This window comes from Neobacillus vireti, assembly GCF_036962465.1.
Classification (GTDB): domain Bacteria; phylum Bacillota; class Bacilli; order Bacillales; family Cytobacillaceae; genus Neobacillus; species Neobacillus vireti_B.
In genome coordinates this window covers 1-4,731 of sequence record NZ_JBALNF010000008.1, presented here as the reverse complement: position 1 = coordinate 4,731, position 4,731 = coordinate 1, and the positions used below count along the sequence as shown (strand labels likewise).

4 protein-coding genes are annotated in these 4,731 nt (G+C 40.5%); 3 read left to right on the top strand and 1 reads right to left on the bottom strand.

Features of this window, described 5'->3' with window-relative positions:
• Positions 1 to 44: 44 nt before the first annotated feature.
• Positions 45 to 869 carry a late competence protein ComER gene (comER, locus tag V7077_RS03365; RefSeq protein WP_335498439.1) on the bottom strand — a complete coding sequence of 275 codons (825 nt, stop codon included), beginning with the start codon at positions 867 to 869 and terminating at the stop codon, positions 45 to 47.
• A gap of 83 nt (positions 870 to 952) precedes the next feature.
• On the opposite strand from comER, the gene V7077_RS03360 reads away from it, so the two are divergent.
• The 3 genes from V7077_RS03360 to V7077_RS03350 all read left to right on the top strand — a co-directional run bounded on the left by V7077_RS03360 (position 953) and on the right by V7077_RS03350 (position 4,547).
• On the top strand, positions 953 to 1,603 hold the full coding sequence (locus V7077_RS03360; protein WP_335498438.1) for a helix-hairpin-helix domain-containing protein: 651 nt from the start codon (positions 953 to 955) through the stop codon (positions 1,601 to 1,603).
• Between the two features lie 68 nt (positions 1,604 to 1,671).
• On the top strand, positions 1,672 to 2,124 hold the full coding sequence (locus V7077_RS03355) for a ComE operon protein 2 (protein ID WP_335498437.1): 453 nt from the start codon (positions 1,672 to 1,674) through the stop codon (positions 2,122 to 2,124).
• A 95-nt stretch (positions 2,125 to 2,219) separates the two neighbouring features.
• Entirely contained in the window at positions 2,220 to 4,547 is a 2,328-nt protein-coding gene (locus tag V7077_RS03350) for a DNA internalization-related competence protein ComEC/Rec2 (protein ID WP_335498436.1), read from the top strand.
• The last annotated feature ends 184 nt before the right edge of the window (positions 4,548 to 4,731 follow it).

Below are 4,731 nucleotides of genomic sequence, written 5' to 3'. Positions count from 1 at the left end.
CTTTTTTTATTTTTTATTAGAGGAATTTGTAAATGATTAGCGAATTATTGTCTAGAGAATTGAATTTCTACCTTTTCTAGTTCCTCTTTAAATTTAGCATGGGTGGCTTGGAAGACATGTTCAAATACAGGCCCGAGCTCACTATCTAACACCTTAATCCCTTCCCCTGTTATCCCGCCCTTTACACAAACCTTTTCTTGTAAGGATGGAAGGGTATAATGCCCTTGTTTAATTAATTCTCCAAGTCCTACAATCATCTCACTTGCAAAAACAGTCGCTGTTTCTGTATCAATTTCAGTCTCCTTAACAGCAGCTTTAATAAAATTCTGAAGCAAATAGCTAAAGAAAGCAGGTCCACAGCTAACAATATCAGAAGCTACCCTCGTTATTCGTTCATCAATACAAACCGGAACAGAAATCTTCGAAATGAGTTTTTCTAGTTTCATTTTCCAATGGTCGCTGCAATTTTCCCCATACGTAACGAGTGAGACCCCCGCTAATGCTCGATTTGTAATACTAGGAATTACTCGGACAGTTGAACAGGATACCCTATTTTCGATTTGGCGTGTGCTGACAGGACTAGTTATCGAAACAAGACACTTATCAGGAGATAAATGGGGATTGATTTGATCAAGCATTTTCCGAATGTCTAATGGCTTTATACAAATAAAGATTAAATCAGATTGTGCAGCAACTTCTTCTGGATTTGCTCCAATTAATAGGTCCTTATATTTATCTTTAAGCAGCATGGCTTTGGATTTGGTTCGATTCGTAATCATCAAGGAAGAAGGGGAAGCGGCCTTTCCGTCAATCAAAGCCTCCACTAAGACTCTTCCCATATTACCGGTACCGATAATACCTATATTCATCAACGACCCTCCTTCGCATCCGTATTCTTTTATAACTTTATGAAAATGAAATGTGAAATATACCTTTAGAAAGGATGGATATCATGAAAGATTGGTTAATGGAACACAAGTTTCACTTTGCAGTTGTGTTATTGCTTGTTGTTGGTGGTTTTTATTATTTTTATGTACAAGGTCCTGAGGAGTCGGCTCCATTGACTTCTCTCAGCCAGGAGGATGAGGCCCTGACAAAGGCTGTAGAGACGCCAACTGAAAAGAAAGACACACCCGCGGTTAATCAGCCTGAAAATATCATGGTAGATGTAAAGGGGCAAGTAACTCATCCAGGAGTTTATCAATCTAATACTGGAGAGAGGGTTATTGACGTAATAGGGCGAGCAGGTGGGTTAACAAACCAGGCTGACCAAACACAAGTTAATTTTGCTGAGCATGTGGAGGATGAAATGGTCATTTACATACCAGGAAAGGGTGAAGAGGGAAGCGCTTTACCTGCAACAACTGGAACCGGCGGAACTGCATTGAGCGGGACGGGGCAAAAACAGGGGAAAATTAATATTAATAAGGCGGATGAACAAGAGCTGCAGAATCTCCCGGGGATTGGTCCAGCTAAGGCAGCGGCCATTATCGAATTCCGAAATACAAGTGGGCCATTTAAAACGATTGACGACTTAAAAAATATAACTGGAATTGGGGATAAAACCTTTGAAAAGTTAAAGGATTTGATTGTAGTAAAATGAAACTTCCATTGACCTGAAAAGGCTGTACCAGTAAACTTAAAAGAAACGTTACACAGGGAGTGGGAAGCATGGAACGAATTTCGTGGGACCAATATTTTATGGCACAAAGCCATTTGCTCGCATTAAGAAGTACCTGTACAAGATTAACCGTGGGGGCAACGATTGTCAGAGATAAACGAATTATTGCCGGTGGCTATAATGGTTCTATTGCCGGCGGAGACCATTGTATTGACAAGGGGTGTTATGTGATCGACCATCATTGCGTACGGACAGTCCATGCGGAGATGAACGCACTGTTACAGTGTGCAAAGTTTGGTGTTCCGACCTCTGATGCTGAAATTTACGTGACCCATTTTCCATGCCTTCAATGCTGTAAAGCGATTATTCAGGCAGGGATTAAAACGGTCTATTATGCAGAGGATTATAAAAATCATCCCTATGCGCTTGAACTGTTTGATCAAGCCAAGGTGAAACTTGAAAAGGTTGAATTGAAAGAACCAATGATTCAACTAGGTAAATAACTTCCTTTATAAGACGCCGGAAATGACCGGCGTCCCCCCCTAAAATTCATAACAATTCCTCAGTATTTACAAAATATCAAAAAGCGGAGAAAAATATGAGCGGAAAATATATTTATATTGCTCTAAGTGCCTTCTTAGGTGTTTTGTGTTCACTTGTTTCATTTTTCCCCTATTTTATAGTAACTTTTCTATTTCTCCTTGCCATAGCTAAATTTAAAAAGTTAAAACTAGCCCAAATTGTCCTGATCATTCTGATGGGTTTTGTCTTTTATCTTAAAGGAGAGTGGGTCAATGTCCATAATCACACGAAGCTTCCGCCAGCGAAAACTGACTTTTACATAGAATATATCAAAGATCCAATTATTGATGGCAATCTATTAAAAGTACAAGGAAAAGAACGGTTCTATAATGAAAAAGTTTTGCTTCGTTATCAGATAAATTCGGAGGAAGAAAAACAGCTTCTGCAAAGTCAAAGTCCTTATGGCTGCATTTGCCGGATTACAGGTACATTAAAGAAACCTGCTGCGGCTAAAAATCCGAATGGTTTTAACTATCAGAGGTATTTGGCCACAAAAGAAATATTTTGGGTTATTGAACTTCAACAAAGTCCCCTTCATCATTGTAAACCCATAAAACATTCTCTGTCCGCATTTGTAAAACAACTTCGTTTTGAAGGAATTAACTATCTAGAAAAGAACTTTCCATCGGAAATTGCAGGGTTGTCAGCAGCTCTAATATTCGGTGATACCCATATCCTTGACCCTGAATTATTAAGTGACTACCAACGGACGGGAATCGTCCACTTATTGGCCATTTCAGGTCTCCATGTTTCCTTGTTCATTGGGATGATTTTTTATATTGGACTTAGATGCGGACTGACTAGACAGTTTATGACAAATTTTCTTCTGAGTCTCTTGCCTATTTACGTCCTCTTAACAGGCAGTTCCCCATCCGTTATACGCTCTGCGCTAATGATTGCCCTGATTTTAATCACTGAAAAATGGAAGCATCATCTAAGGCTTTTAACCATCGATGCTCTAAGTTTGGCCTTTCTCTTCTATATCTTTGGGTCCCCAATGATTATTTTTGATAGTGGATTCGAGCTTTCCTTTTTAGTCAGCTTTGCGATCATTCTTTCTGCCCCCAAAATTCTCAAATGGCATCAAGGGAATGGGGCAAAAATGATTGCTACCTCTGTAACAGCCCAGTTGTCCGCGATGCCGCTTTTACTTTACCACTATTTTCAACTTTCCTTTATAGGGATAGCGGCTAATTTGTTGTATATCCCCCTATTTTCATTTGTCTATCTTCCTGCCGTTTATGTCCTATTTATGATTCAATTACTGACTGGAACAACCCCAGACATACTGATTTTCTTCGTCCAAAAGACGATTGAGTTATCCAATAAGCTTATTCAGGCTTTGGGGAATGTGCCTTTCACGAATTTTAGTCCGGGAAGGCCTCCTAACTTAATCACCATTCTTTACATCATCCTAATTGTTTCATTCTTTTATGTATGGGAAAGAGGGGCTTATCCTAAAAAGAAGGTGCATATTTTCGTTATTTTGGTAATGCTTCTTTCCATTCAGCCATGCTGGAATTGGTTGAATCCTTATGGAGAAGTGACAATGATTGATGTAGGACAGGGGGATAGTATTTTTATTCATTTTCCCCATGGACGGGGTGATTATCTAATTGATACAGGAGGTTCAATGAATTTTGTAGAGGAAAGGTGGAAACAACAGGCCAGACCATTTGAAGTTGGCCGGGATGTGGTGGTTCCTTTTTTGAAAGCGAAAGGTATTACCAAGATTGATAAATTAATCCTCACCCATGGGGACATGGACCATATTGGCGGTGCTAACTCCATTCTTGCTGAGCTAAAGGTCAAGCAGATTTTAATGCCATCTGTTACAGAGCCTTCTGAAACCGAACAGCATATCACAAAAGAAGCAGTGAAACATGGAATACCCGTTATAAAAGTATCATCCGGAGATAATTGGCATCAAGGTGAAAATAATTTTTATATTTTGTCCCCGAAAAAAAACTTCACGGGTGAGCGAAATAGAGGGTCCGTCGCTTTCGTTGCCAAGATGGGAGGTCTCAGCTGGTTTTTTGGAGGGGATCTTGACCAGGAGGGGGAAGAGGCAATTATAAGACAGTATCCCCATTTAACGATTGATGTATTAAAAGCTGGCCACCATGGAAGTAAAACGTCCAGTGCAGAGGTGTTTATCAATCAAATTAAGCCAAAGGCGGCTCTCATTTCAGTCGGTGAACATAACCGTTTTGGGCATCCGCATCAGGAAGTACTACGTCGTTTGGAAGCCTTAAAAGCAAAAATATACCGTACGGACCAGCAAGGGGCCATTACCTATCTTTTTTATCGTGGAAAAGGAACCTTTCTAACCTATCTGCCATAAGGTATAGTAATTCAAAAAGAAGCGCAAGCGCCTAGCCGGAAGCGCATCTATAGTGGACTTTTCTTATAAAAAAGGCTGTATTAAAGGTTATAGTTGATTGGAGCGGAAGGCGGCGAAGACTCCTGCGGGAGTACGGGGCTGGGGAGACCCCACAGGCGCTTAAGCGCCGAGGAGGCTCCCCGGC

Excerpts from the sequence above, each read along its gene's own strand:
- comER (WP_335498439.1), bottom strand. The coding sequence starts at position 869 with ATGAATATAGGTATTATCGGTACCGGTAATATGGGAAGAGTCTTAGTG.
- V7077_RS03360 (WP_335498438.1), top strand. The coding sequence starts at position 953 with ATGAAAGATTGGTTAATGGAACACAAGTTTCACTTTGCAGTTGTGTTA.
- V7077_RS03355 (WP_335498437.1), top strand. The coding sequence starts at position 1,672 with ATGGAACGAATTTCGTGGGACCAATATTTTATGGCACAAAGCCATTTG.
- V7077_RS03350 (WP_335498436.1), top strand. The coding sequence starts at position 2,220 with ATGAGCGGAAAATATATTTATATTGCTCTAAGTGCCTTCTTAGGTGTT.